The sequence below is a fragment of the Aeromonas sp. 5HA1 genome, assembly GCF_029237245.1.
GTDB classification, from domain to species: domain Bacteria; phylum Pseudomonadota; class Gammaproteobacteria; order Enterobacterales; family Aeromonadaceae; genus Aeromonas; species Aeromonas salmonicida.
The window spans coordinates 1-507 of the sequence record NZ_JAACFW010000057.1 but is presented as its reverse complement, the minus strand read 5'-3'; the positions used below and the strand labels follow the sequence as shown (position 1 = coordinate 507).

The window sequence follows — 507 nt, the reverse complement described above, 5'->3', positions numbered from 1 at the left end:
ACTTGCGAATGGCCTTGGCAGATTTGCCGCCTTCGGTGGCGACCACGATCAGCGGGGCGTCCAGCTTCTCGGAGGTCTCGACCGCGCCTTTACAGACCGCTTCGGTGATGCGCAGCTTGTTGCTGTCATTGGCAGCAGACAGGTTGGACGGCATGACGGCATCGGTACGCTCGCAGATGGTGGCCATGATGGTCACGGCTTCCAGCGGGTACTTGCCCTTGGCGGACTCACCGGACAGCATGACTGCATCGGTACCGTCCAGGATGGCGTTGGCCACGTCACCGGCTTCGGCGCGGGTCGGACGCGGGTTCTTGATCATGGAATCCAGCATCTGGGTGGCGGTGATAACCACTTTGCGTGCCTTGTTGCACTTGGTGATAATCATCTTCTGGGCGAAGATCACTTCTTCAACCGGAATTTCCACGCCCATGTCGCCACGTGCCACCATGATGCCGTCGGAGACAGCCAGGATCTCGTCGAAGTTGTCCAGGCCTTCCTGGTTTTCGA

At 59.6% G+C, this 507-nt stretch carries 1 protein-coding gene; it reads right to left on the bottom strand.

The window, feature by feature from the left end:
* Nucleotides 1–507 (bottom strand): pyruvate kinase (locus tag GWQ27_RS22290; RefSeq protein ID WP_275908340.1); only part of this gene is annotated, 507 nt, incomplete at both ends.